22 protein-coding genes are annotated in these 25,930 nt (G+C 65.5%); 13 read left to right on the top strand and 9 right to left on the bottom strand.

What is annotated here, in order from left to right:
• The first annotated feature begins 19 nt into the window (after positions 1-19).
• Complete coding sequence (locus ACTG4K_RS08865) at positions 20-1,135, top strand: acyl-CoA dehydrogenase family protein (protein ID WP_439113834.1); 1,116 nt, start codon at positions 20-22, stop codon at positions 1,133-1,135.
• A gap of 158 nt (positions 1,136-1,293) precedes the next feature.
• A complete protein-coding gene (locus ACTG4K_RS08860) occupies positions 1,294-3,744 on the top strand; it encodes a hypothetical protein (RefSeq protein ID WP_439113833.1) in 2,451 nt (816 codons plus the stop codon).
• 81 nt (positions 3,745-3,825) lie between these two features.
• On the opposite strand, the gene ACTG4K_RS08855 is transcribed toward ACTG4K_RS08860, so the two are convergent.
• Positions 3,826-4,383, bottom strand: coding sequence for an HNH endonuclease (locus ACTG4K_RS08855; RefSeq protein ID WP_439113832.1), 558 nt, complete (start codon positions 4,381-4,383; stop codon positions 3,826-3,828).
• Between the two features lie 154 nt (positions 4,384-4,537).
• Between ACTG4K_RS08855 and ACTG4K_RS08850 the strand changes: the two genes are divergently transcribed.
• The 4 genes from ACTG4K_RS08850 (at position 4,538) to ACTG4K_RS08835 (ending at position 10,391) form a co-directional block, all read left to right on the top strand.
• Entirely contained in the window at positions 4,538-5,611 is a 1,074-nt protein-coding gene (locus ACTG4K_RS08850; protein WP_439113831.1) for a bifunctional riboflavin kinase/FAD synthetase, read from the top strand.
• Positions 5,612-5,727: 116 nt separating this feature from the next.
• Positions 5,728-8,652 carry an isoleucine--tRNA ligase gene (gene ileS / locus ACTG4K_RS08845; protein ID WP_439113830.1) on the top strand — a complete coding sequence of 975 codons (2,925 nt, stop codon included), beginning with the start codon at positions 5,728-5,730 and terminating at the stop codon, positions 8,650-8,652.
• Positions 8,652-9,158, top strand: coding sequence for a signal peptidase II (gene lspA / locus ACTG4K_RS08840; protein WP_439113829.1), 507 nt, complete (start codon positions 8,652-8,654; stop codon positions 9,156-9,158). The genes ileS and lspA overlap by 1 nt, the downstream gene beginning before the upstream one ends.
• An 87-nt stretch (positions 9,159-9,245) precedes the next feature.
• On the top strand, positions 9,246-10,391 hold the full coding sequence (locus tag ACTG4K_RS08835) for an aminotransferase class V-fold PLP-dependent enzyme (RefSeq protein WP_439113828.1): 1,146 nt from the start codon (positions 9,246-9,248) through the stop codon (positions 10,389-10,391).
• A 76-nt stretch (positions 10,392-10,467) separates the two neighbouring features.
• Here ACTG4K_RS08835 and ACTG4K_RS08830 read toward each other — a convergent pair whose 3' ends face one another.
• Entirely contained in the window at positions 10,468-11,460 is a 993-nt protein-coding gene (locus tag ACTG4K_RS08830) for a quinone oxidoreductase family protein (RefSeq protein WP_439113827.1), read from the bottom strand.
• 149 nt (positions 11,461-11,609) lie between these two features.
• On the opposite strand from ACTG4K_RS08830, the gene ACTG4K_RS08825 reads away from it, so the two are divergent.
• From ACTG4K_RS08825 to ACTG4K_RS08800, 6 genes are all read left to right on the top strand, one after another.
• On the top strand, positions 11,610-12,548 hold the full coding sequence (locus ACTG4K_RS08825) for a DMT family transporter (protein ID WP_439113826.1): 939 nt from the start codon (positions 11,610-11,612) through the stop codon (positions 12,546-12,548).
• Positions 12,549-12,590: 42 nt separating this feature from the next.
• The gene (locus ACTG4K_RS08820; RefSeq protein WP_439113825.1) at positions 12,591-13,259 is read left to right on the top strand and encodes a response regulator; all 669 of its coding nucleotides are present in this window, start codon (positions 12,591-12,593) and stop codon (positions 13,257-13,259) included.
• On the top strand, positions 13,256-14,689 hold the full coding sequence (locus ACTG4K_RS08815; RefSeq protein ID WP_439113824.1) for a sensor histidine kinase: 1,434 nt from the start codon (positions 13,256-13,258) through the stop codon (positions 14,687-14,689). Before ACTG4K_RS08820 ends, ACTG4K_RS08815 begins: the two co-directional genes overlap by 4 nt.
• A gap of 113 nt (positions 14,690-14,802) precedes the next feature.
• Positions 14,803-15,789 (top strand): Bug family tripartite tricarboxylate transporter substrate binding protein, encoded by a 987-nt coding sequence (locus ACTG4K_RS08810; protein WP_439113823.1) that lies wholly within the window; start codon positions 14,803-14,805, stop codon positions 15,787-15,789.
• A gap of 167 nt (positions 15,790-15,956) precedes the next feature.
• On the top strand, positions 15,957-16,403 hold the full coding sequence (locus tag ACTG4K_RS08805; protein WP_439113822.1) for a tripartite tricarboxylate transporter TctB family protein: 447 nt from the start codon (positions 15,957-15,959) through the stop codon (positions 16,401-16,403).
• Position 16,404: 1 nt separating this feature from the next.
• Positions 16,405-17,910, top strand: coding sequence for a tripartite tricarboxylate transporter permease (locus tag ACTG4K_RS08800; RefSeq protein ID WP_439113821.1), 1,506 nt, complete (start codon positions 16,405-16,407; stop codon positions 17,908-17,910).
• Positions 17,911-17,979: 69 nt separating this feature from the next.
• Here ACTG4K_RS08800 and ACTG4K_RS08795 read toward each other — a convergent pair whose 3' ends face one another.
• The 5 genes from ACTG4K_RS08795 to ACTG4K_RS08775 form a co-directional block, all read right to left on the bottom strand.
• The gene (locus ACTG4K_RS08795; RefSeq protein WP_439113820.1) at positions 17,980-18,777 is read right to left on the bottom strand and encodes an SDR family oxidoreductase; all 798 of its coding nucleotides are present in this window, start codon (positions 18,775-18,777) and stop codon (positions 17,980-17,982) included.
• A 21-nt stretch (positions 18,778-18,798) separates the two neighbouring features.
• Positions 18,799-19,722 (bottom strand): DMT family transporter, encoded by a 924-nt coding sequence (locus ACTG4K_RS08790; protein ID WP_439113819.1) that lies wholly within the window; start codon positions 19,720-19,722, stop codon positions 18,799-18,801.
• Positions 19,723-19,762: 40 nt separating this feature from the next.
• Positions 19,763-20,473, bottom strand: coding sequence for a Crp/Fnr family transcriptional regulator (locus ACTG4K_RS08785; protein ID WP_439113818.1), 711 nt, complete (start codon positions 20,471-20,473; stop codon positions 19,763-19,765).
• A gap of 325 nt (positions 20,474-20,798) precedes the next feature.
• Positions 20,799-22,607, bottom strand: a complete 1,809-nt coding sequence (locus ACTG4K_RS08780) for a GspE/PulE family protein (protein WP_439113817.1) — start codon at positions 22,605-22,607, stop codon at positions 20,799-20,801.
• A gap of 8 nt (positions 22,608-22,615) precedes the next feature.
• Complete coding sequence (locus ACTG4K_RS08775) at positions 22,616-23,398, bottom strand: spermidine synthase (RefSeq protein ID WP_439113816.1); 783 nt, start codon at positions 23,396-23,398, stop codon at positions 22,616-22,618.
• 140 nt (positions 23,399-23,538) lie between these two features.
• Between ACTG4K_RS08775 and ACTG4K_RS08770 the strand changes: the two genes are divergently transcribed.
• A complete protein-coding gene (locus tag ACTG4K_RS08770; protein ID WP_439113815.1) occupies positions 23,539-24,348 on the top strand; it encodes a mechanosensitive ion channel family protein in 810 nt (269 codons plus the stop codon).
• A 194-nt stretch (positions 24,349-24,542) separates the two neighbouring features.
• On the opposite strand, the gene ACTG4K_RS08765 is transcribed toward ACTG4K_RS08770, so the two are convergent.
• Together ACTG4K_RS08765 and ACTG4K_RS08760 are read right to left on the bottom strand one after the other, a co-directional pair.
• Positions 24,543-25,040 (bottom strand): DNA-deoxyinosine glycosylase, encoded by a 498-nt coding sequence (locus ACTG4K_RS08765; protein ID WP_439113814.1) that lies wholly within the window; start codon positions 25,038-25,040, stop codon positions 24,543-24,545.
• The gene (locus ACTG4K_RS08760; RefSeq protein ID WP_439113813.1) at positions 25,037-25,894 is read right to left on the bottom strand and encodes a TatD family hydrolase; all 858 of its coding nucleotides are present in this window, start codon (positions 25,892-25,894) and stop codon (positions 25,037-25,039) included. Before ACTG4K_RS08760 ends, ACTG4K_RS08765 begins: the two co-directional genes overlap by 4 nt.
• Positions 25,895-25,930 lie beyond the last annotated feature (36 nt).

Below are 25,930 nucleotides of genomic sequence, written 5' to 3'. Positions count from 1 at the left end.
CTCAAAAACGGAGACTCACATGGATTTCGATTTCAGCGATGACCAGGAACAACTGCGTGACGCGGTCCGCAAATGGGTGGACAAGGGCTACGACTTCGAGCGCCGCCGCAGCATCGTGAGCGCTGGCGGCTTTGACCGCGCAGCCTACAACGATCTGGCCGAACTCGGCCTTGCGGGCCTCTACATCAGCGAGGCCAACGGCGGCATGGACATGGGCCCGACCGAAGGCATGCTGGTGATGGAAGCGCTCGGGCGGGGCATCGTGCTGGAGCCGCTGGCCCAAACCCTGATTTGCGGCGGTGTGCTCGGCGCCTATGCAGGAGCCGACCTGAAAGCCGTCTGGCTGCCCCGCGTAGCCTCGGGCGAGGCACTGGTGGTGCTGGCGCACCAGGAGCGCGCAGCGCGCTACCGGCTTGACGTGTGCAAAACCCAAGCCCACGAAGGTCCGGCAGGCTGGACCCTGAGCGGCACCAAGAGCGTAGTGCCGGTGGGTGACCACGCAGATGCATTCATCGTGCCCGCCATGGCGGGCAACCAGCTGGCGCTCTTCCTGGTGGAACGCTCAGCCGCCGGTGTCAGCACACAAGGCTACCGCACACAAGACGGTGGGCGCGCAGCCGAACTGGTGCTGAGCGGCGTCCCCGCACAGCGGATCACCGCCGACGGCCTCACCGCCCTGGAGCACGCAGTCGACATTGGCATCGCAGCTACCTGCGCCGAAGCAGTAGGCGTCATGGACCAAACGCTGGCGATCACCGTCGACTATATGAACACGCGCAAGCAGTTTGGCGTCGCCATTGGCAGCTTTCAGGCGCTACGCCACCGCGTGGCCGACATGAAAATGCAGCTGGAACTGGCCCGTTCCATGAGCTACTACGCCAGCCTCAAGCTCAACGCCCCCGCTGCCGAACGCCGGGCCGCCATGGCCAGGGCCAAGGTGCAACTGGGGAACTCCATGCGCTTTGTAGGCCAGCAAGCCGTGCAATTACACGGCGGCATCGGCGTGACCGACGAGTACATCGTCAGCCACTATTTCAAAAAGCTCACCCAACTGGAAGTGACCTTTGGCGACACGCTGCACCACCTCGGTGAGGTGTCCCGGCAGATGCAAGACACGGCGGGCGTATTTGCCTGAGTCTGACCGTGTTTTTGACACGGTTGACCCTACCAATTGGTTCCGGACTTGACGGTGGTTAGCGGAGGGCTCAATGGCTACGATTAAAATACTACTTTATATCTAGCACAGCCACAGGCTAAATGCCTCTGTCAAATGCCTACCAAGGCAATAAAGCCATGAGCCTCCAATCACGCTGCCCACTTGATTTTCGCAATTTTCGTCAGGCCGTCAGGAGAGTGACTTTACTGTTACTGACCACTATAGTTTGCATACCAGCTATGGCCCAGGTATGTGCAGCGCCAGGAAAAGATGGCGTCAGCTTCTCACGAAACACCTATTTCCCTGGGGTTGGCACCGCAAACACGGGCGCTAGCCTCGTGAACTTTGGCGGTGCCCGCACAGACTCAAATGCCGCGACCACGGGCTTTGCTGCTGGCGATCTTGCCCTGGTGATCCAGATGCAAGACGCGCTGGTCAACAACAGCAATACGAACGCATACGGCAACGGCGTTGCGGGCAATCCGGCCACGGGCTCAACCAACCTCAGGAACGCCGGGGTTTACGAGTTCAAGCGCGTGGTGGCTGCCACGGCCAATTCGATCACGCTGGCCAGTCCGCTAGCCAACACATACACCAATGCCAATGCAGGCACAGCAACAGGGCACCGGCGCTTCCAGGTGATACGCGTGCCTCAGTTTGCGTCGCTCACACTACCAGGGGGTACGTTGAACGTGACCCCGTGGAACGGCAGCACCGGCGGTGTGTTTGCGCTGGACGTTTCGGGCACCCTAAACATGAACGGAACCATCGTCAGCGCAGACGGCTCAGGCTTTCGAGGCGGTGGCGCTCAGGCAGCCGTGTCAACAACGGGTTCGAACATCACCACCTATGCCAGTGCACAGGCCGCCGGCACCCCACCAGCCAACCTTGGCGCAGCAAAAGGCGAGGGTATTGCAGGAACACCGCTCTTTGTGCGCTCAACCGTTGTGACCGATGGATACGCTAGGCAAAGTCTGGGAACTTCTGGCTATCAAGGTGGCGTGGACCTGGCGAGGGGCGCCCCAGGTAATGCAGGCGGCGGTGGCACCCAGCACAATGCCGGCGGCGGCGGTGGCGGCAACGCAGGCACCGGCGGTAGAGGCGGCAACACCTTAGGCTTCTTCGATGCTGATGGCACGAGCACCATGGGCGTATGTATTTCATTTGCCGCAGGCTTTTTCTCCTGCGGGGGCGATGGATCGAGGACCATGGGTGGTTTTGGAGGCACCGGACTGGCGCCGACTGCAGCGCGCCTGTATCTCGGCGGTGGCGGTGGCGCCGGTGATGCGAACAATGCGAACGACAACCCAACGATTGCCCAGGGCGGTGGAGGTCAAGGGGGTGGCATGGTGTTTGTGCGTGCGCGATTCATCACAGGCAACGGTACCCTCAGGGCAAACGGCCAAGGCGGGCTACCCGCTGGTCGCGATGGTGCAGGCGGCGGCGGTGCGGGCGGAACTGTCGTTTTGGTCTCTGAATCGACATCGGTCGCAGGTCTCACCGTGAGCGCGCGCGGTGGCAACGGCGGCGACACAGGCTTGCCACTGCGTGGCGGCGAAACACAGGGCCCTGGCGGTGGTGGCGGTGGCGGCACGTTCATTCGTTCAACGGGCCTCGCTGTTGGACCTGTGAGCGTAGTGGGTGGAGCAGCCGGCGTTAACAGACCGGTCGCTGGCGTGACCAACGCCTATGGCGGCTCAGCAGGCGCTGGCGGTGTGGCAAACGTCAACTTTTCAGGCACCCAGTTCCCCAATCCTGCCAGCTGCTACCCCGCGTTGACGGTGAGCAAGCTTACGTCGTCCCCAAACCGGACCACCCCCGCCAACACCACCGCGCAGTACAGCATCACCGTGTCAAATGCTTCGAACGTCGGCGCTGCTGTGGGAGTAGCGATTGCAGATGTTCTGCCCACCCCCTTCACGCGTTCGAGCAGCACCGCGACGGTTGCTTTCTCAGGCGGTGCATCAGGCCCAGCGCCTGCTCCTGTAACAGGTAGCTCCACCGTGACCATTGCCACCCCAGGTGGAACAACAGCCAACAGCTTTTTTATACCTCCCAACGGTCGATTGACCGTCACATTCAATGTCAACCTGAACGGCGCAAATCCTGGCACGTACCAGAACCCTGCGGCAACCAATTACAGCGACCCCACCAGATCAACAGCAGGCGCCACCGTCTCGCCCGGGAGCACTTACGCGCTGGGTGGCACGGCGGGGGGAAGCAACTATCTAGCCACCTCAAGCACGCAGGAAGACGTGGTGATCACCACCAACGCCAACCTGAGCATCACCAAGACCAATGGGGTGAATACCTTGGTCGCAGGCTCAACCACCACCTACACCGTAACGGTGTCCAACGCAGGACCGGGCAACGCGCACAATTCGACATTGACCGACCCCGTGACCACGGGCCTAAGCTGCACCAGCGTGACCTGTGGCGTAGCCAGCGGTGGTGCGGTATGCCCGGTGCCACCCGCACTGAGCATGGTCAACCTTCAGGGATCTGGCGTACCTATCACTACCTTTCCAGCGAATTCGAGCTTGAACTTTCTCGTGACCTGCAACGTGACCGCCACAGGCGTGCCTTGAGAGGCCAGTGTTTCTGCGGGCCGGTCAACCCATTAAAAAACCCGCTTCGGCGGGTTTTTTAATGGGCGCGTGGCAAGCGCCTCAGGCGTGCAACCGAGAGGACTTGGGCAAATGTGCCATCAAAAACTCCATCTGATCGGCCAGAATGCGGCGGTTGCGCAAAATGAAGTCTTCCCACAGGCTGGGCACGTAAGGCGCGTACAGCAGCGGCATGTGGGCCTGCTCGGGTGTACGGTTGCCCTTGCGGTGGTTGCACGACTTGCAGGCCGTCACCACATTCATCCAGCTGTCTTGGCCTCGCTGCCCCAGTGGCACGATATGCTCCCGCGTCAGCAAGTCCTCGTGAAACTGCGCGCCGCAGTAGCCGCAAAGGCAGCGGTCGCGGGCAAACAGCTTGCTGTTGGTGATGGAAGGGCGCAGGTCAAATGGGTTGATTCGCGGCACGCCCTGGGTACCTATGATGGAATTGATGGTGATGCAGGACTGGAGCCCCGTGAGCGCGTTGTGCCCGCCGCGAAACACGGCCACTTGAGCACCCATTTCCCAGCGTACTTCGTCCGCCGCGTAGTGCAACACGGCCTCCTCAAGGCTTATCCACGACTGTGGCAGCCCCTGTGCTGACAGCTTCAAGACCTTCAAGACCCACCTCCATGTTGACGACCAACCGGACAATCTGTCTTCAAGACGTGACCACCACCTGCGGGAGGACCTTGTCTTGTGTGTCAATATACCGTGCTTCTGTGACAAACACCTTGAACCGCGTTCAACACCCCGGCTTGGACCGACATCTCCCATGAAAATCATCCGAGGTCTGTGGAACCTTCAACACGCCCTGCGCCACGAGCCCACAGCGGGCTGTGCCCTCACAATCGGCAACTTTGACGGTGTCCACCGGGGCCACCAGGCCATGCTGGCCTTGCTGAACAACGAGGCCCGTCACCGTGGCGTGCCCAGCTGCGTGATGACCTTCGAGCCGCACCCCCGCGACTACTTTGCTGCCCTGCACCAAAAGCCCGCCTTGGCCCCGGCCCGTATTGCCACACTGCGCGACAAGCTCGAAGAGCTGGCCCGCTGCGGCGTGGACCGCTGCGTGGTGCTGCCGTTCAACGCACGCCTTGCCGCGCAACTGCCGCAAGCCTTTGTTGAAGACACGCTGGTGGGCGCACTGGGCGTGAAATACGTGCTGGTGGGCGACGACTTTCGCTTTGGCGCCCAGCGGGCAGGCGACTACGCGCTGCTGGACGCTGCCAGCGAACGGCTCGGTTTTGACGTGGCCCGCATGCAAAGCTACGAAGTGCATGGCATTCGCGTGTCCAGCTCGGCAGTGCGCGAAGCCCTGGGCTCGGGGGACATGGAGCGCGTAGCGGCCTTGCTGGGGCGGCCCTATGCCATCAGCGGCCATGTCGTGCACGGGCGCAAACTGGGGCGCGAACTGGGTGCCAGCGCCGAGGGCAAGGGTGACGGCTTTCGCACACTGAACCTGCGTTTTTCGCACTGGAAGCCTGCTGCCAGCGGGATCTTTGCGGTGCATGTGCACGGACTGAACCCCGAAGGCACACCGCTGACTGGCGTGGCCAACCTGGGCGTGCGCCCTTCCATCGACCCCAACGATGTCAACGGTGGCCGCGTGCTGCTGGAAACCCACTGCTTCGATTGGCCCGAGACGCTGGCGCGCAGCCTGCCCGACGGGGAGGCCTACGGTAAAATCATCCGCGTGGACCTGCTGCACAAACTGCATGACGAACTGAAGTACGACAGTCTGGACGCCCTGACCAGGGGCATCGCCAAGGACTGTGACGATGCACGTGCGTTTTTTGCGTCGCTGCACACCCAGACACACCGCCAGACCACGCGCGACCGAATTTAACGCCCGCGCACCCGGTCGCTGCCCTTCGACAGGCTCAGGGCGAACGGTAGCTTCTCCCAGCATTCTTTCACCCCGTTCGGGCTGAGCCAGTCGTTGCCCCCACCGAGCCGTTCCCCATGTCTGAAACCACACCCCACGCAGCCGCCGCCAGCAAACCGGAAGCCAGCGCCTACCGCGCCACACTGAACATGCCCGACACGCCGTTCCCGATGCGCGGCGACCTGCCCAAGCGGGAACCGGCCTGGGTCGGCCAGTGGAACGAAGGCGGTCTGTACAAGCGCCTGCGCGATGCCCGCCAGGGCGCCCCGCTGTTTGTGCTGCACGACGGCCCGCCCTATGCCAACGGCAAGCTGCACATCGGCCACGCACTGAACAAGGTGCTCAAAGACATGATCGTGAAGTCGAAACAGCTCGCTGGTTTCGACGCCCAGTACATCCCCGGCTGGGACTGCCACGGCCTGCCGATCGAAAACGCGATTGAAAAACTGCACGGTCGCAACCTGAGCCGCGACGACATGCAGGCCAAGAGCCGTGCTTTTGCCACCGAGCAGATTGCACAACAGCGCGAAGACTTCAAGCGCCTGGGCGTGCTCGGCGACTGGGAGCGCCCCTACCGCACCATGGACCCGGCCAACGAGGCCGGCCAGATCCGCGCCTTCAAGCGCGTGATCGAGCGCGGCTTCGTTTACCGCGGCCTGAAGCCGGTGTACTGGTGTTTTGACTGCGGTTCTTCGCTGGCCGAATTCGAGATCGAATACGCCGACAAGAAAAGCGACACGCTGGACGTGGCCTTCGAGTCCAACGACGCCGCCGGTCTGGCCCAGGCTTTCGGCCTGGCCGCCCTGCCCGCCGGCAAGTCCGCTTTCGCCGTCATTTGGACCACCACCGCCTGGACCATCCCGGCCAACCAGGCGCTCAACGCCCACCCCGAGCTGGAGTACGCGCTGGTCGATACGCCCAAGGGCGTGTTGCTGCTGGGCGCCAGCCTGGTGGAGAAGTGCCTGGAGCGCTTTGGCCTGGAAGGCAGCGTACTGGCCACAGCCAAGGGCGAGGCCCTGCGCGGCCAGGTGTTCCGCCATCCCCTGCACGACCTGCCTGACGCAGGCGGTGCGTTCACCTACCGGCGGCTCTCCCCGTTGTACCTGGCTGACTACGTGAGCGACGCAGACGGCACCGGCATCGTGCACTCGGCCCCTGCCTACGGCGTGGACGACTTCAACAGCTGCGTGGCCCATGGCCTGGCCTACGACGACATCCTCAACCCGGTACAAGGCAACGGCGTCTACACCGAAGAACTGCCGCTGTTCGGCGGCCAGCACATCTGGAAGGCTTGCCCGGTCATCATCGACACGCTGCGCGAGCACGGCCGCCTCATGGCCACGGTGGGCATCACCCACAGCTACCCGCACTGCTGGCGCCACAAGACACCGGTGATCTACCGCGCCGCCGCACAGTGGTTCGTACGCATGGACGAGGGCGAAGGGGTGTTCACGAAAGACAAGGCACCCAAGACCCTGCGCCAACTGGCGCTGGGCGCCATTGACCACACCCACTTCTACCCAGAAAACGGCAAGGCCCGCCTGCGCGACATGATCGCCAACCGGCCCGACTGGTGCATCAGCCGCCAGCGCAGCTGGGGCGTGCCGGTGCCCTTCTTCCTGCACAAAGATTCGGGCGAGCTGCACCCACGCACCATGGAGATCCTGGACCAGGCGGCCGACATTGTTGAAAAAGGCGGCATCGAAGCCTGGAGCCGCGCCACCGCCGAAGACATCTTGGGCGCCACCGACGCGCCGCACTACACGAAGAGCACCGACATCCTGGAAGTGTGGTTCGACTCCGGTTCCACCTTCTGGCACGTGCTGCGCGGCAGCCACGCCAAGGCGTACCCGAACGGCGCATTCCATGCCGAAGGCCCCGAGGCCGACCTCTACCTCGAAGGCCACGACCAGCACCGCGGCTGGTTCCACAGCTCGCTGCTGCTGGGCTGCGCCCTGTTTGACCGCGCGCCCTACAAAGGCCTGCTGACCCACGGCTTCGCCACCGACGGCCAAGGCCGCAAAATGAGCAAGAGCCTGGGCAACACGGTGGAGCCGCAAAGCGTGACCAGCAAGCTCGGCGCTGAAATCGTGCGCCTGTGGGTGGCCAGCACCGACTACTCGGGCGACCTCAACATCGACGACAAGATCCTCGCCCGGGTGGTGGACGCTTACCGCCGCATCCGCAACACGCTGCGCTTCCTGATGGCCAACACGGCCGACTTCAACGCAGCCACCGACGCTGTGCCGCTGGAGCAGATGCTGGAGATTGACCGCTACGCGCTGGCCCGCGCCAGCGAGCTGCAGGCAGAAATCTTGGCGCACTTCGATGTGTACGAGTTCCACCCCGTGGTGAGCAAGCTGCAGGTGTATTGCTCGGAAGACCTCGGCGCTTTCTACCTCGACGTGTTGAAAGACCGGCTGTACACCACCGCACCCAACAGCCTGGCGCGCCGCTCGGCCCAAACCGCGCTGCACCAGATCACCCAGGCCATGCTGCGCTGGATGGCCCCGTTCCTGAGCTTCACCGCCGAAGAAGCCTGGCCCATGGTGGCTGGGGCCGACAACAAAGGCTCGATCTTCTTTGAGACCTTTTTGCCCCTGCCCGCCCCCAACGAGGCGCTGCTGGCCAAGTGGTCGCGCATCCGCGCTATCCGCGATGTGGCGAACAAAGACATTGAGGCCGTGCGCACCGCCGGGCAGGTGGGTGCTTCGCTGCAAGCCACGCTGAGCATCACCGCAGGTGCCGACGACGCGGCTTTGCTGCGCTCGCTGGGCGACGACCTGAAGTTCGTCACCATCACCTCCACCGCCACGGTGGTGGACGGCAACGAACTGCAGGTGAGCGTGCTGCCAAGCACCGCCACCAAGTGCGAGCGCTGCTGGCACTACAGCGACGACGTGGGCCACCACGCCGAGCACCCCACCGTGTGCGGGCGCTGCGTAAGCAACCTGAATGAGGCGGCTGGCACAGGCGCGGGTGAAACCCGCAAGGTGGCCTGATGGCTCGCACCCAAAGCACGTTCTGGCCCTGGCTGGGCCTGGCCGGCGCCATTTTGATGCTGGACCAGTTCACCAAGGTCTTGATCTTGGGCTACTACCAGCTGGGCGACAGCACGTACGTGACCAGCTTCTTCAACGTGGTTCGCGTGCACAACACCGGCGCAGCCTTCTCGTTTCTGGCCTCGGCCGGGGGCTGGCAGCGCTGGTTTTTCACCGCCGTCGGGGTGGCTGCGGCCATCTTCATTGTGTGGATGCTGCGGTCGCACCCCGGGCAAAAACTGTTTGCCTTTGCGCTGGCCTGCATTTTGGGCGGCGCCATCGGCAACGTGATCGACCGTGTGCTGCACGGCTACGTGGTGGACTTCCTCGATTTCCACTGGTCGTTCCTGTCGGGCGTTTTCCACGGTGGGCACTTCCCGGCCTTCAACGTGGCCGACGCCGGCATCACCATCGGTGCGGCGAGCCTGATCCTGGACGAGATTTTGCGGGTCAGACGAAGCAGGTGAGCGTTTCTCCGGAGCGGTGGGCGAGCCGCTCCATGCTAATCTGACCCATTGGTTTGACGATCGAAATGCCCCGAAGGAGACCCTCACATGCCCGGACTGCTGCCCCACATCGACCCCGACGGTCTGCTCGAGTTTTCGGTGGTCTACACCGACCGCGCGCTCAACCATATGTCCAAGCGCTTTCAGGGCGTGATGACCGACATCTCGGCCATGCTCAAGCGCGTGTACGGCGCCCACTCAGCGGTGCTGGTGCCCGGCAGTGGCACGTTTGGCATGGAGTCGGTCGCGCGCCAGTTTGCCCACGGCAAGCATGCGATGGTCATCCGCAACGGCTGGTTCAGCTTCCGCTGGACGCAGATCTTTGACATGGGTCACATCCCCGCCAGCCATACCGTGCTGAAAGCCCGCCGCACCGGCGAAGGCTCGCAAGCCGCCTGGGCGCCCGCGCCCATTGAAGAAGTGACAGCCGCCATCGCAGCAGAAAAACCGGCGCTGGTGTTTGCCCCTCACGTTGAAACCTCGGCCGGCATGATCTTGCCCAACGACTACCTGAGCGCCGTGGCCGACGCGGTGCACGCCGTGGGTGGGCTGTTTGTGCTGGACTGCATCGCCTCGGGCGCCATGTGGGTCGACATGCAGGCCACCGGCGTGGACATTCTCATCTCAGCCCCGCAAAAAGGCTGGAGCAGCTCACCCTGCTGCGCCATGGTGATGCTGAGCGAGCGCGCCCGCCAAGCCATTGACGCCACCCAGAGCACCACCTTTGCGATGGACCTCAAAAAGTGGCTGCAGATCATGGAAACCTACGAAGGCGGCGGCCATGCGTACCACACCACGCTGCCCACCGACGCCCTGGTGCGCCTGCACGAGACCATGAAAGAAACCGAAGCCTACGGCTACGAGCGCGTGCGCCAGGAGCAACTGGCGCTGGGCCGTGCGGTACGCAGCCTGCTGGAAACACACGGTTTCCCCAGCGTGTCAGCACTCGGTTTCCAGGCCCCCGGCGTGGTGGTGAGCTACACCACCGACCCCGACATCCAGAGCAGCAAGAAGTTTCTGGCCGCAGGGCTGCAAACTGCGGCCGGCGTACCGCTGCAGTGTGACGAACCGGCCGACTTCCGCACCTTCCGCATCGGGCTGTTTGGGCTGGACAAATGGCACGACGTACCCGCCACCTTGCGGCACCTGGAGCGTGCGCTGACCGAGGTGGCGCCAGCGGCGGTGGCGGCTTGAGTGAACGAAACAGCCCCGGCGCGCAGCCGGGTTTGACGTGACGAAACAACCCCGGCTACGCGCCGGGGTTGTTCGTTCAGGGCAGCAACACGGTACAGCCCGTCGTGGCCCGCGCTTCCAGGCTCTCATGCGCTTGGCGCACATCGGTCAGCGCAAAGCGTTGGTCGATGCGGATGTTCACCGCACCGCTTTGCACCACGGCAAACAAATCATCGGCCATGGCCTGGGTGCGCTCGCGGCTGGTAATGTGGCTGAACAGGGTTTGGCGTGTCACGTAAATGGAACCCTTGGGGCCCAAAATGCCGGGTGCAAACGGCGCCACCGGGCCGCTGGCGTTGCCAAAGCTCACCATCAGACCAAACGGCATCAGACAGTCGAGCGACTTGTCAAAGGTGTCTTTGCCCACCGAGTCGTAGACCACCTTCACGCCTTGGCCCCCGGTGATCTCTTTCACCCGGGCAGCAAAATCTTCGGTGCGGTAGTTGATGGTGAACTCGGCGCCGTGCTCGCGGGCCAGCGCACATTTTTCGTCTGACCCGGCCGTGCCGATCAAGCGCAAACCCAGCGCCTTGGCCCACTGGCAGGCAATCAGACCCACGCCACCGGCGGCGGCATGAAAGAGCACAAAGTCGCCCGCGGCCAGGCCTTCCACCGGCTTGCAGCGCTTGAGCAAATACTGCGCGGTCAGGCCCTTGAGCATCATGGCCGCGCCGGTCTCGAAGCTGATCGCGTCGGGCAGCTTGCACACGTTCATGGCCGGCATCACGCGCACATCGCAGTAGCTGCCCGGTGGGTTGGCGGCGTAGGCAGCGCGGTCGCCCGCCTTCAGGTGGGTCACACCCTCACCCACCGCCTCGATCACGCCCGCGCCTTCCATGCCCAGCGCCAGTGGCATTGGGTTGGGGTACAGGCCGGTGCGCTGGTACACATCGATGTAGTTCAGGCCGATGGCGTGGTGGCGAATACGCACCTGGCCCGGGCCGGGCTCGCCCACCTCCACGGTGTCGATCGCAAGCTGTTCGGGGCCGCCAGGGGCATGGATGCGCACGGCGCGGCTGGTCTGGGTCATGGGTATCTCCTCGTTGTTGTGGGGCTGAAAAGGCAAAGTCTGCACGAAACAGGCCCGCCATGCTGCCACGAAATGCCGCCCGCGCCTGCGCGACAGCCGCGCAGCCCCATGCCCGGGTCGGGCTTGGCGTGGTTGTTACAGTGCAGGCCATGCCGCACACCGCCTCCGCACGCCTCACACCCGCCACCGTCGCCCTGCTGGTGATTCCACCGCTTATGTGGGCGGGCAATGCCGTGGTGGGCCGGATGATGCAGGGCGTGTTGCCCCCCATCACCTTCAACCTGCTGCGGTGGTCGCTCGCGCTGTTGATTTTGCTGCCGGTGGCGGGCTGGGTGCTGCGCCCCGGCAGCCCGCTGTGGCCGCACTGGCGGCGCTTTGCGCTGCTCGGTTTGCTGGGCGTGGGGCTGTACAACGCGTTGCAATACATGGCTTTGAAAACATCGACACCGCTCAACGTGACGCTGGTGGCCTCTAGCACACCGGTGTGGATGCTGCTGCTGGGGCGGCTGTTTTACGGGGTTTCCATTTCCAGGCGTGCGGCGTTGGGTGCAGCGCTGTCGCTCGCGGGCGTGGCCACGGTGCTCTCGCGCGGCGAACTGGCCCAACTGCAAGCGGTGCAGCTGGTACCGGGTGATGGCTGGATGCTGCTGGCCTCGCTGGTCTGGGCCTGGTACAGCTGGCTGCTGGCCAAGCCCAAGCCGGGCACCGAGCCCGCCGCCATCAAGGCCGACTGGGCCGCCTTTTTGCTCGCGCAAATGGCCATGGGTGTGGTGTGGTCCAGCGCCATGGTGGCGGCCGAATGGAGCCTGCTGCCCACCCTGCCCGCAGGGCAAAGCCACATCCAGTGGGGTTGGCCGCTGGCGGGCGCCCTGTTGTTCGTTGCCATCGGCCCTTCGCTGCTGGCCTACCGCTGCTGGGGCGCCGGCGTGGGCCGCGTGGGGCCGTCCATAGCCAGCTTTTTCACCAACCTCACGCCGCTGTTTGCGGCACTCATGGCGGCCACGCTGCTGGGTGACATGCCCCGGCTGTACCACGCCGCGGGGTTTGCGCTCATTGTGGGCGGGATCGTGGTGAGTTCGCGGCGGTAGGTCAGGGACAGACTTTGAACCTGCCTGCGTGAAAATACGCGCATGCGCATCCTCCTCGCTGAAGACGAAACCGAACTGGGCAACTGGCTCACCAAGGCTCTTGCCCAGAACGATTTTCAGGTCGACTGGGTGAACGACGGCCGCCTGGTGCGCCGCAGCCTCAAGGCCACCAAATACGACGCGCTCATCCTCGACCTGGGCCTGCCCGGCCTGGGCGGGCACGACGTGCTGGCCGACCTGCGCGAGGCAGACGAGCGCCTGCCGGTGCTCATCCTCACCGCACGCGACTCGCTGATGGAGCGGGTGAACTGCCTGCACGGCGGGGCAGACGATTTTCTGGCCAAACCGTTTGATGTGGCCGAGCTGGAAGCGCGCCTGATCGCGCTGATCCGCCGCTCGCGCGGGCAGGATCACCCGCGCTTTGCCTGCGGGCCGCTGAGCTACGACAGCGTGGCCAAACAATTCCGGCTGCAGCATGAGGTGCTGAGCCTCACGCCGCGCGAACATGCGGTGCTGCGTGCGCTGATCCAGCACCCGGGCGAACCCCTGTCCAAGCGCGAGCTGCTGGAGCGCGTGTTTTCTGACGAGCAGGACGTGAACCCCGAGGCCATTGAGGTGCTGATTCACCGGCTGCGCAAACGGCTGGAAGCCTCGCCGGTGCGCATCGCCACGTTGCGCGGCCTGGGTTATTTGCTGGAGACCGCCGCGTGACGCCTCAGGCGTGGTCGCGCGCGAGCATCCGCCGCTTTTTGCTGGTGCTGCTGCTGCCTGGGCTGGGCGCGGTGTTCGCAGGTGAACTCTGGCTGGCTTGGCGCACCGCCAGCGAAGCGGCCGACGCGGCCTACGACCGATCGCTGCTGGGCGCGGTGAAGTCCATCGATTCGAGCATCTCGACCGCCAGCGGCGGCCTGGGCGTGGAGCTGCCGTACCGCATGCTCGAGTTCTTCGAGCTGACCGCGCAAGGCCAGGTGTTCTACCGCGTGGCAACGGAAGACGGTCTGGTCGAAATCGGCAGTGCCAACCTGCCTGCACCGCCGCGCCCGCTGCTGACGGGCCAGCCCCAGTTCCACGAAGGTGCCTACGTGGGGCAGGCGGTGCGCGTGGGCAGCTACGCGCGCGACCTGCAACCGCCACTGGCGGGGCAGACCGGGCCACAGCGTGTGGTGATCCAGGTGGCCGAAACGCTGGAGGCGCGCACCGGGTTCCGCCGCGCGCTGGTGCTGCAGTCGCTGGGGCGCGACGTGTTGCTGATGCTGGCGGCCAGCGCGCTGCTGGCGCTGGCCATTGCCTGGGCCATGCGCCCACTGGACCGGTTGCGCCAGGAGGTGGACGCGCGCGACCCACAGGACATGACGCCCATGGACGCCAGCGGCGCGCCCGCCGAAGTGTTGCCGCTGGTGCAGGCCATCAACCACCACATTGAGCGCCACCGAGAGCAGACCGAGGCGCAGCGCCGCTTCATCGACGACGCGTCGCACCAACTGCGCACACCGCTGACCACGCTGGCCACGCAGGTGGCCTACGCCCAGCGCGAGGCCAACCCCGCGGCGCAGCGCCAGGCGCTGGACAACATCCGCGCGCAGCTGGACGAAACCATCCGTCAGACCAACCAGATGCTCTCGCTGGCGCGCGCCGACAGCGCCCCGCCGCAGCGCCAGCCCTTCGACGTGGTGGCACTGGCCGAGGCGCTGGTGCGTCAGTGGTGGGGCCCCGCGCGCGACCAGGGTGTGGACCTGGGGCTGGACGCGCCCGATCACGCCCTGCCGCTGGCGGGCGAACCCGACCTTCTGCGCGAAGCCCTGGCCAACCTGCTGCACAACGCCATCCGCCACGGCGGCGCGGGCAGCCACGTGACGCTGACGGTGCGGGCCGATGCCGCAGGCGCGGTGCGCCTGAGCGTGGTGGACGACGGCCCCGGTCTGCCGCCCGAGGAACTGGTGCGCGCGGGCGAACGTTTTTTCCGAGGTGGTGGGGGTGCCCTGCCCGGCTCCGGCCTGGGCCTTGCCATCGTGCGCACCGTGGCCCAGCGGCATGGCGGGCAGATGGAGGTGGCCGCTGGTCCAGAAGGCCAGGGTCTGGCGGTCACGCTCACGCTGCCCACCAGCGCGGCGACCGCAGCCGGTACCGGGGCAACGGGTTAACCCTTGGTTTTTGGCCTGTTGTCTGAAAGCGGGCTGAAAGTGCGTTTTTTCTACAGTGCCCTCATCGCAACACCTCCGTTGCGAGGCTTCCACCCCTTTGAGGAGACACCTTCATGAGCATCGCTTCCAAGTTCATCGCCGCCGCCGTATCGGCCGTGGCACTCACCGCCAGCGCCGGCGCCCTGGACAAGACCGAGTGCATTGCCCCAGCCAAGCCCGGTGGTGGTTTTGACCTCACCTGCAAACTCGTGCAGAGCGCACTGCAGGAAGGCAAGTTCATCGCCGACCCGATGCGCGTGACCTACATGCCCGGCGGCATCGGCGCCGTGGCCTACAACACCGTGATCGCCCAGAAGCCCGACGCGGCCAACGCCATCGTCGCGTTCTCAGGCGGCTCGCTGCTGAACCTGGCCCAGGGCAAGTTTGGCCGCTACAACGAAAACGATGTGCGCTGGCTCGCCGCCATCGGTACCGACTACGGCGCCGTGGTGGTGGCCGAGAACTCGCCCTTCAAGACCCTCAAGGACGTGATGGCTGCCATGAAGGCCGACCCGACCAAGGTGGTGCTGGGTGCCGGCGGCACCGTGGGCAGCCAGGACTGGATGAAGGCCGCGCTGACCGCGCGCGCCGGTGGCGTGAACCCCAAGACCATGCGCTACGTGGCGTTTGAAGGCGGTGGCGAAGCGCTGACCGCGCTGCAAGGCGGCCACATCCACGTCTTCACCGGCGACGCAGCCGAGGCCGGGCAGCAGATCAAGGCCGGCGCCAAGGTGCGCATCCTGGCGGTGATGAACGACAAGCGCCTGAGTGGCGACATGGCCAACATCCCCACCGCCGCCGAGCAGGGCTTTGATGTGGAATGGCCCATCGTGCGCGGTTTTTACGTGGGACCCAAGGTGAGCGACGCCGACTACAAGGTCTGGGCCGACACCTTCACCAAGCTGATGGCCACGCCCGCCTACGACAAGCTGCGCAGCGAGCGTGGCCTGTTCCCCATGGCACTCACCGGCGCACCGCTGGACGCCTACGTCAAGAAGCAGGTGGCCGGCTACCGCAAGCTGGCCGAAGAGTTCGGCCTGAACGTCGTGCCCGCCAAGTAAGCCTTGAACCGTTCGCCCTGAGCCTGTCGAAGGGCTTCGACAGGCTCAGCCCGAACGGATGTGTTGCCTTTCACAGAGCCAGACCGCGCCCTGCGCTGCTCCACGGGTTCTGCCCACTGGGCACCGCAGCGGTGGCCCACGCCTGTCCCTTTTCACCGGAGTCCCCCATGAGTGACCGCGTCCTCGGTGCGGTGTGTGTTGTCGCGTCCGCCGCCATGGCCTGGGCCGCGCAAGACTACGCCGCCGCCATTTCCTACGAACCCGTCGGCCCGCGCGCGTTTCCGCTGCTGCTGGCCGCCGGCCTGAGCCTGTGTGGCCTGTGGCTGGTGCTGCGCCCCACGGCCAGGGCCGAAGCCTTTCGCGGCGTGCCCTGGCGGGGCACCGCCCTGTGCGCGGCGGCTGTGCTGGTGTATGCGCTGCTGTTCCAGTCGCTGGGCTTTGCGCTGGCCACCGCGCTGATGGCGCTGCCCGTGGGCATGGCGTTTGGCGGCAGCTGGAAACAGTCGCTTGCCGGGGGCGCCGCGCTGGGTCTGGTGTTGTACGTGCTGTTTGACAAGCTGCTGGACGTGGTGCTGCCCACCGGCCCGCTGGCGGCCTTGCTGGGAGGGAACTGAGATGGAAGTCCTGCAACACCTCGCCGCCGGCTTTGGCGTGGCGCTGAGCCCGACCAACCTGCTGATCGCCGCCATGGGCTGTTTCATCGGCACCATCGTTGGCCTGCTGCCGGGCCTGGGCCCGATCAACGGCGTGGCCATTTTGATGCCACTGGCCTTCGCCATGAAACTGCCGCCGGAAACCTCGCTGATCCTGCTGGCAGCGGTCTACATCGGCTGCGAGTACGGCGGACGCATTTCGTCCATCCTGCTCAACGTGCCGGGCGACGCGGGCGCCATCATGACCGCGCTCGACGGCTACCCCATGGCCCGCAACGGCCAGGGCGGCGTGGCGCTGTCCATCTCGGCCTGGAGTTCGTTTGTCGGCTCGCTGATCGCCACCATCGGCATCGTGCTGTTTGCACCCCTGCTGGCGCGGTGGGCGCTGTCGTTCGGCCCGGCCGAATACTTCGCGCTCATGTGCTTTGCCTTTGCCTGCATTGCCGGGTTGATGGGCGAATCGCCGGTCAAGGCCGCACTGGCGGCACTCATCGGCCTGTCCATGGCTTGCGTGGGGCTGGACTCGAACTCCGGCGTCTACCGCTTCACCGGGGGCGATGTCCACCTCTCCGACGGCATCCAGTTCGTGGTGGTGGTGATCGGCGTGTTCTCCATCAGCGAGCTGCTGCTGATGCTGGAGCAGCACCACAACAGCGCCGGCATCATCACCCAGACCGGCCGCATGATGTTCAACATGAAGGAACTGGCCCAGACCTGGTGGGGCACGGTGCGCTCGGGTGTGGTGGGTTTTGCGGTGGGTGTGTTGCCCGGCGCGGGCGCAACAATAGCCAGTGCCATGACGTATTCCATGGAGAAAAGCCTGACCGACAAAGAAGGCACGTTCGGCAAAGGCGACATCCGTGGTGTGGCCGCGCCCGAGGCCGCCAACAACTCGGCGGCCACCGGGTCGTTTGTGCCCATGCTCACGCTCGGCGTGCCCGGCTCGGGCACCACGGCGGTGATGGTGGGCGCGCTCTCGCTCTACAACATCACGCCGGGCCCGGCGCTGTTCACCCAGCAGCCCGATCTGGTGTGGGGCCTGATCGCCTCGCTGTTCGTGGCCAACGTGATTCTGCTGGTGCTCAACATCCCGCTGGTGGGCGTGTTCACCAAGGTGCTGAGCGTGCCCAACTGGCTGCTGGTGCCCGGCATTGTGGCCGTCAGCAGCGTGGGCGTGTACGCGGTGCACGCCACCACGTTTGACCTCGTGCTGATGACCGGCCTGGGCTTCTTGGCCTACCTGCTGCGCAAGCAGGGCGTGCCCATGGCGCCGCTGATCCTGGGCTTCGTGCTCGGCGACATGATGGAACAAAACCTGCGCCGCGCCCTGTCCATCAGCAACGGCGACGCCAGCATTCTGGTGGGCAGCCCCATCACCATCGGCCTGTGGGTAGCGGCGGGGTTGATGCTGGTGGTGCCACTGGCGATGCGCTTGCGCTCACGGCGCGGACCTGGCGCTCCCGCCTGAGGTCTGCTTAGACGTGGCCATCGCCCCGGGGCGGCTGCGCCGCGCGCACCACCCCACAACCCGGGCGCTTCAAAAACTCCCTGCGTAAGCCCCGCCATCGGCCAGCACGTTCTGCCCCGTCATGTAGGCGGCCTGCTGGCTGCACAGGAACGCGCAGATAGCGCCGAACTCTTGCGGGTTGCCAAAGCGGCGGGCCGGAATCTGGGCCTGCTGGGCCAGGCGAATCTCGTCCACGCTTTGGCCGGTTTTTTCGGCGGCAGCCTTCAGGGTGGTGGCAATGCGGTCGGTGTCGAACTTCCCCGGCAGCAGGTTGTTGATGGTGACGCCTCGCGCGGCAATGCCGCTGCGCGCCACACCGGCCACAAAGCCTGTCAACCCGCTGCGTGCGCCGTTGGACAGGCCCAGGATGTCGATGGGCGCTTTCACGGCGCTGCTGGTGATGTTGACGATGCGGCCAAAACCGCGCTGCGCCATGCCGTCCACCGTGGCCTTGATGAGTTCGATGGGGGTGAGCATGTTGGCGTCCACGGCCTTGATCCACGCATCGCGGTCCCAGTTGCGAAAGTCACCGGGCGGCGGGCCGCCTGCGTTGGTGACCACAATATCAAACGCCGTGCCAGGGCCACCGGCCACGCCCAGCGCCGCAGCGCGGCCCTCTTCGGTGGTGATGTCGGCGGCCACAGCGATCACCTGCACACCGGGCGACGCGGCGCGCAGCGCGGCCGCTGAAGCTTCCAGCACATCGGCCCGGCGGGCCACCATGACCACGTGTGTGCCCTCGGCCGCCAGTGCCTGCGCGCAGCCCAAGCCCAGCCCTTTGCTGGCGCCGCACACCAGCGCCCATTTGCCTGCAAGTCCCAAGTCCATGTGTTGATCTCCTGATTAAAACTATTTCGCCGCGCCCGCCGAGCCAAAGCGCGTCACCAAAAACACGCCCGACACCACGAGCACGGTGCCCGCCACGATCCAGCCGTTGAACGGCTCGTCCAAAATCAGCACGCCCATGGCGATGGTGGACATGGGGCCGATCATGCCCGTCTGCGCGGCCAGGCCGGCGCCGATGCGCTCAATGGCCATCATGACCATGATGACGGGCGCGAAGGTGCAGAGCGTGGCGTTGAGCACCGACAGCCAGATCACCTCGGGCGCCACCGCCGTGGCCGCCTCCAGCGGACGCAGCAGCACAAACTGCAACAGGCACAAACCGCAGGCCACGCTGGTGGCCAGGCCCACGAGCCGCATGGAGCCCAGGCGCTTGACGAGTTCGCCGCTGTACACGAGGTACATGGCGTAGCTGATGGCGCTGCCGAACACCAGCGCGGCGCCCAGCACCGCGTTGGGGCCGGCAAAGTCGGCCTCATGGCCAAACACCAGCAGCACGCCGGCGTAGCTCACGGCCATGGCCAGCGCTTGCAAGCGGGTGATGCGCCGTTGGTAGACCACCCAGCCCAGCACCAGCACCAGCGTGGGGTTGAGGTACAAGATGAGCCGCTCCAGGCTGGCGCTGATGTATTGCAGGCCCCAGAAGTCCAGAAAGCTCGCCAAGTAGTAGCCGGTGAACCCCAGGCCCAAAATGCCTAGCCAGTCTTGGCGGGTGAGCGCCGCTTTGCCCCGGCTGGCCCACCAGGCCAGCGCCAGAAACAGCGGCAGCGCAAACAGCATGCGGTACATGATGAGCGTGACCGCGTCCACCCCATGGCGGTAGGCCAGCTTCACGATGATGGCCTTGCCCGAAAAAGCAATAGACCCGGCGCTGGCGAGCAGCAAGCCGGTGGCGAGGTGAGGCACAGGGCGCGCAGAGGTCGATGGCATGGCGCCGATTATCGGCACATGCCGTCGGCCCGCCTGTCGCTCAGGACTTGGGCACGGACAGCCGCTCGGCGTCCACCACGCGGTACACGCGGCCCTGTTTGTCCAGCGGCTCTATGAGGCCTTCGCGTTCAAAGGCCGAGAGCGTGCGGCTCACGGTTTCGAGCTTCAGGTCGAGCATGGCGCCCATGTCTTCGCGCGAAAACAGGTGGGACACCGTGGCGTCGTGTTCCGCGCGCATTTTCAGAATGAGCCCGGCCACGCGCTGGCGGGCGTTGCCGAAATTCAGATCGGCCAGCCAGTCGTCGGCCTCTTTCAGGCTGCGGTGCCATTTTTCCAGCAATCGCTGGTGCAGGCGTGGGGTTTCGCGGTTCAGGCGCTGTATCACCTGAAGCGGCAAGCGGCACACCTTGATGGGGGTGAGCGCAATGGCTTCCGAGTCGTAGGTGGGGCCCATGAGCGCTTCCAGGCCCACCACATCGCCCGAGCGCAACACGCGCACGATGCGCTGGCGCCCGTCCACCGTGTTGCGCACCAGCTTGATCATGCCCACGCGCAGCGTGTAGAGCGAGGTGGCGGTTTCACCCATCCGCACCAGCGGTTGGCCAGCGGCGAACTCCAGGTCGTCAATCGGCGCATGGATCAGGGCAAAGTCTTCTTCGCGCAGGTCGGCGAACAGCACCATGTCGCGGATGCCACAGTGGCGGCAGTCGGCGGTGCCGCGCCAGGCGGACTCGGTTTTGATGGGAATCATGCGTAGGCGGTGACGAGTTGGTAACGAACCGTGCAATGTAAGGCACCGGCGGAGCGTAGGGGCATCAGACGGGCCAGCCGCAGGGCCGCCCCAAGGCAGGCCCAGCCCCCGCGGGGGGCAGCGACCCGCGCAGCGGCGGAGCGCGAGGGCATCAGACGGGCCAGCCGCAGGGCCGCCCCAAGGCAGGCCCAGCCCCCTCGGGGGGCAGCGACCCGCGCAGCGGCGGAGCGCGAGGGCATCAGACGGGCCAGCCGCAGGGCCGCCCCAAGGCAGGCCCAGCCCCCTCGGGGGGCAGCGACCCGCGCAGCGGCGGAGCGTGGGGGCATCAGTTCACCGGCGGTGTGGTGGCCAGTACTTCGTCGAGCGTGGTGAGACCCTCAGCCACGCGCGCGGCCCCGGCCAGACGCAATGGGCGCATGCCATCAGCGATGGCCTGTTTGCGCAGGCTCTCCAGCTGCGGCTCGCGGCTCACCTTGTCTTTGAACGCGTCGGTGACCACCAGCAGCTCATAAAGCCCCATGCGCCCGCGAAACCCGGTCATGCGGCAATCCACGCAGCCCACCGGCTGGTAAGGCCGGTAGCTGCCGCTCACGTTCCAGGGCTTCACCAGCGCGGCCAGCGCCTGGCTCGACGTGGCCTTGGAGGCCTCGTCTTCGCGCGTGCGGCAGGCCGGGCACAGCGTGCGCACCAAGCGCTGCGCCAGCACGCCCAGCACCGTGGCATTGATCAAGTAGGGCGGTATGCCCAGCTCCATCAGCCGCATGATGGCCGAGGGCGCGTCGTTGGTGTGCAGTGTGGTGAACACCAGGTGGCCGGTGAGTGCGGCCTGCACCGCCATTTCGGCGGTGGGCAGGTCGCGTATCTCGCCCACCATGATGATGTCCGGGTCTTGCCGCATCAAGGCGCGCAGGCCCTGGGCAAAGTCCAGGTCCAGGTGGGTTTGTACCTGGGTCTGGTTGAACGCCGACTCGATCATCTCGATCGGGTCTTCCACCGTGCTCACGTTCACCTCTTCGGTGGCCAGCCGCTTCAGGGTGGCGTAGAGCGTGGTGGTTTTGCCCGAGCCGGTGGGGCCGGTCACCAGCACAATGCCGTGCGGGCGCTGGGTCAGGCTTTCCCAGCGCTGGGCGTCGTGCGGCGCAAAGCCCAAGGCGCTCAGGTCTTTCACTGTGGCTTCAGGGTCAAAAATGCGCATGACCATCTTTTCGCCGAAGGCGGTGGGCAGGGTCGAGAGACGCATTTCCACCTCGTCGCCGCGCGACGCGCCCACACCGGGCCTGAGCGTCTTGATGCGGCCATCTTGCGGACGACGTTTTTCCACCACGTCCATGCGGCCCAGCAGCTTGATGCGCGCAATCATCGCGTTCATCACACCCATGGGCATCTGGTAAACCGGGTGAAGCACGCCGTCGATGCGGAAACGGATCACGCCCTGCTCACGCCGCGGCTCCAGGTGGATGTCGCTGGCGCGCTGGTCGAAAGCGTATTGCCAGAGCCAGTCCACCACCTGCACCACACCCTGGTCGTTGGCGTCGAGCTGCTTGTTGGCCTTGCCCAGTTCCACCAGCTGCTCGAAGCTGCCAAAGCCACCCGAGCCGCCGCCCTTGTTGGCCGCCCGCACCGACTTGGCCAGCGCGAAAAACTCGGCCGTGTAGCGCGTGATGGCCGTCGGGCTGGCCAGCACCAGACGCACCGCCTTGCGGGTCTGGCGCTCCACCTCGGGCACCCAGTCGCGCATGAACGGCTCGGCCGTGGCCACCACCACCTCGGTCGGGCTCACCTGCACCGGCAGCACCTTGTGGCGTTCGGCGTAGGCCGCGCTCATCACGTCGGCCACCTTGCCCACATCCACCTTCAACGGGTCGATGCGCATGTAGGTGAGGCCACAGCGTTTGGCCAGCCACTCGGTCAGCAACTCAGCATCCAGCACATGGCTGTCGGCCGCCCGCGCCATGCCCACCACCGCCAGGCGCTGCAGCGGGTGCTGCGCACTGTGTGCCGAAGCACAGCGGGCAATGGTGCGCTCGGCCTCCTGGGCGGCAATCACCCCATCGTCACGCAGCCAGCCCACCAGCGTGCGCCAGTCGAGTGGGCCGGTGTCGTTCAAGGCAGCGGCGGGCGTCGGGTTTTTCATGCGGCCCCTCAGGCAACAGGTTTGAATATCTTGAGCCACTTCACCGCCGGCAAGCCCCAGCGCTCTTGCACCGCCTCGGCACGCGCCAGCAGCTCCATGCGGGTGGGCCGGGTGGCCGTGCGCTGCGCCAGCACAATCGTGTTGCCCTCGCGCGTGGGCTTGAAGGCCCACACCGCGTCTTCGCCGAATGCAGCGCAAATGCTCTGCAGCGAGCGTTCGTAACTCGTGTCGCGGCCAAACAGGTTCACGGTCATCACGCCGTCGTCGTTCAGCACCGAGCGGCAATCCACGTAAAAGTCGGGGCTGTCCAGCACCGGGGCGGCGGCTTCGTGGTCGTACAGGTCCACCTGCAAAGCGTCGATGCGCCCGGTGTACGCCGGGTTGCGTATTTCCTGGCCGGCGTCGGCCAGCACCACGCGCAAGCGCGGGCCGTCGTCGGGCAGTTTGAACCAGGTGCGGCACACCGCCAGCACCTGGGGGTTGATCTCGATGGCGGTAGTGTCCATGCGCAGTTTCTTGAAATGAAACTTGGTGAGTGCCGCCGAGCCCAGGCCCAGCTGCATGGCGCGGCGCTTGCTCACCGACTCGGGCGCCACAAACAGCAGCCAGGCCACCATGCGCTGCACATAGTCCAACTCAATGTCGAACGGCGCGTCCAGCAGCATGGAACCCTGGATCCATTCGGTGCCCAGGTGCAAAAACCGCACCTCGCTGTCTTCAGAAATCGTCACATCGGGCAATGTTTGCTGGCCGGTGCGCTTGCGGGCAGCGGCGTTGGCACCGGCCTTCATGCGCAGGCTCCGCAACCCGCAAACAACAGGCCGGGGAACAATGCCACAGCCGTTGCAGGTGTGTGGCGCCATGGGGTAGAGAAACGGGCGGAAGCGGGTGAATACTGCATTTTTGTCTGTGATCTGCGAAAGGAATCATTATGAACATGGAAGCCGTCTGGACATTTCTGTCCACCCAAGGGGCCGACTTCGGCCTGAAGATACTCGGCGCCATAGCTGCCTGGATCGTGGGCCGCTGGCTCATCGGCATGGCCGTGGGCCTCATGGGCCGGGGCCTGGAGCGCGGTAAAAAGATCGACGCCACCCTCATCCAGTACCTCAAGTCCATCATCTCGGTGGGCCTGACGCTCATTTTGGTGCTGGCCATTCTGGATATCTTTGGCATCAAGACCACCTCGTTCGCCGCCTTGCTGGCTGGCGCTGGCTTGGCCATTGGCGCGGCCTGGAGCGGCATGCTGGGCAACTTTGCCGCAGGCTTGTTTTTGCAGGTGCTGCGCCCTTACAAAGTGGGCGACTTCATCAACGCCGGCGGCACGCTGGGCACGGTGAAAGAGCTCGGCCTGTTTGCCACCACCGTGCTCACGCCCGACAACGTGCTGACCGTGGTGGGCAACAACAAGGTGTTCTCGGACAACATCCAAAACTTCAGCGCCGAGCCCTTTCGCCGGGTGGACTGTGCGGCCAAAGTGGCCAACAGCGTGGATGTGATGGACGCCATCGCCCGCCTGCGTCCTGTGATCGCCGCGATCCCGAACGTGAAAGACAGCCCCGCGCCTGACATCGAGATTTTGCAATTCACACCCGAAGGCCCGCTGCTGTGCGTGCGCCCCTACACCCACACCGACCACTACTGGCAGGTGTACTTCGACACGCACAAGGCCATCGTGTCGACGTTTGGCGCGGCGGGATATCCCGTACCTGAAACACCGATGGCGCACCGTACGGTGTGATTCGCTGACCTGAATCGACCCAAGCCGCCCGGTGTTCACGCCGGGCGGCTTTTTTTCTGCGTTCGCGTTTCTGGCCACCATGGTGCGGGGACGCTGCCGCGGTGCGTTCTGCACAGCGAGGTCAAGCAGGATGGCCGCAGGCCTGGGGGACACGAGCGGCGCAGAGCGCACCGCCGCAGCAAGCCAGCGAAGTCTTACAAAGCCAGACCATGCCGCCGCAACACCTCGGCCCACGCGGCCAGCTTGCGGTCAAACGACCAGCTCGCATTCGCCGGGCTGGTGGACGGCAGTTTGTAAACCGGCAGCCCCAAAGCAGCGGTCTGCTTCGCGTGCCGGTAGCTCTCACCCCCGTTGTGCGCAATGGCCTCCAGCAGCGGACATTGCTGCAGCACCGCCGCAAAGTCATTCAACTCGCCGGCCTTGATGTCGGCGTCCAGGCTGCCCTCACGCTCGCAGGCACCGTACACATCCCACAAGCCCACACCGTGGGCGTGCAGTGCGGCAATGCGCTGGGCATAGGGCATCTGCATGAGCGGCAGCGCCCACAAAGCACCCAGAATTTTCCAGAAATGGTTTTGCGGGTGGCCGTAATACTGCTGCGCCCGCAAAGACGCCACACTGGGAAAGCTGCCCAGCACCAGCAGCCGCGTGTGCGGCCCCAGCACCGGCGCCAGGCCTTGCAGGCGGCTCATGCAGCGCCTTGTGGCGGCGGCAGCAGACCCGCCAGCCGGGGCAGCGCCTGCAGGGCGTTGGCCGTGGTGGCCTGGGCCAGCGCTTGCACCGACATGCCGCGCAAACCCGCCACCACCGCTGCAATGCGCGGCAACTCGGCGGGGGAGTTGATGCCTTGCGCGCGCCCATTCAGGCGCTCAGCTGCGGTGGCGTAAAGCCAGTGCGGCGGTATGTCGGGCGCATCGGTTTCCAGCACCAGCGCCGACAGCGGCAGTGTGCTGGCCAGGCGGCGCAGGCGCTGAGCGGGTTCAAACGTGACTGCCCCGCCAAAACCCAGTTTGAACCCCAGGCCCAGAAACGCCTGGGCTTGCTGTTCGCTGCCGCTGAAGGCGTGGGCAATGCCACCGCCCGTGGGCACTTCGCGCAGGTGCTTGAGCAAGGCGTCGGCGCTGCGGCGCACATGCAAGATCACTGGCAGGCCGTGCGCTCGCGCTAGCTTGAGCTGCTCGCGGTAAAACCACGTCTGGCGCTCGCGCATCGCGCTCTCGCACAAGGCGGGCACAAAAAAGTCCAGCCCAACCTCACCCACCGCCACCAGGCGCGGGTCGTTGCGGTGCTCGGTCAGCGCAGCGTCCAGCGCCTGCAAGTCGCCCTCTTGCGCTTGCGGCACAAACAGGGGGTGGATGCCCAGCGCGTAGGCATCTCCGAGGCGGTGGGCCAGCTGGCGCACGGTGTCCAGGTTGGCCTGCTCCACCGCCGGTATCACGCACAGCCCTACGCCCAGGCCTGCAGCGCGCTCGCGCAGATGCTGCGCCAGCGCGTGGTCAGCACCAAATTCGGGGGCGTCCAGGTGGCAATGGGTATCGATCCACATAGGCGTGTACGCGCAGCCGCTGACCGCTGTTCAACC

The organism is Hydrogenophaga sp., from assembly GCF_965657535.1.
Lineage (GTDB): Bacteria > Pseudomonadota > Gammaproteobacteria > Burkholderiales > Burkholderiaceae_C > Hydrogenophaga.
The sequence above is the reverse complement of the archived record's forward strand: the minus strand, read 5'-3'. Positions and strand labels throughout refer to the sequence as shown.